A 935-nucleotide genomic window follows, 5' to 3' on the forward strand; every position below is an offset into this window, starting at 1 on the left:
CCGTTACTGAAAACTTATAAAAAGTTATAAACTTCTATGTTTCATTCCTACTTCAACGAGTATGCTTTTGATGATATAAATATCTATCTACTCACAAGTTCTTGTACTCTCCATAGGCGTAAATTCCGGATTAACGTACCCGTACATATTTGCACTAACGTTTTAGTGTTAGCTTGCAAATCTTTCTCCATAAGCCTTGAGATTTATAGATGCCTGAAAATCTCTATCAATGACATTTCCACAATCACATTTATAAATTCTGTCAGATAATTTCAAGTCTTTTTTAATATTTCCACAACAACTGCAAAGCTTTGATGATGGATAAAACCGATCAGCCACAATAAGCTGAATCCCTTTATCGCTGCACTTGTGTTCAAGCTGCTTTCTAAACTCAAAAAAGCCCTGATTCTGAACTGCTTTTGATAAATGTCTATTTTTCATCATTCCACTAACATTCAAATCTTCAATACAAATAAATCTTGGTTTTCGATTTACAATTTCAGATGTAGTCTGATTCAAATAGTTCTTACGGATATTTGTTAATCTGTGATTTCGTTTTAATAAAAGTTTTTCCTTTTTGATTACATTATTTGTTTTGCAGTAACTTTCTCCTTTCTTATTTTTCTCGTAAGAGCGAGAGATACTACGCTGTAATCTGCGTTTCTGTTTTTCTAGTTTCTTTACTTTCTGACTTTTATTGATGTTCTTATACTTAGCTCCATCAGAGCAAATAGCCAGATCTTTGATTCCTAGATCTATACCAATTCCATCATCATTAAGTTTTTCTATGCAATCAGGCAATTCCACACATACGCTGATCCACCAGTTCAACCCGTCAAAGGATATTCGCGGATTCATATATTTAGCATCTGTAGGAATACGACCATGCTCTGCAAGTCTTACCCAATTTAGTTTTTGTTTATTTCTTTTCCTGC

Annotated in this window: 1 protein-coding gene; it reads right to left on the reverse strand. The window is 33.4% G+C overall.

Annotated features, from left to right (window positions below):
* Positions 1-168: 168 nt before the first annotated feature.
* Positions 169-935 (reverse strand): RNA-guided endonuclease InsQ/TnpB family protein (locus HFM85_RS16000; protein WP_173757589.1); only part of this gene is annotated, 767 nt, incomplete at its 5' end.

The sequence above is a fragment of the Blautia schinkii genome (genome assembly GCF_013304825.1).
Lineage (GTDB): Bacteria > Bacillota > Clostridia > Lachnospirales > Lachnospiraceae > Blautia_A > Blautia_A schinkii_B.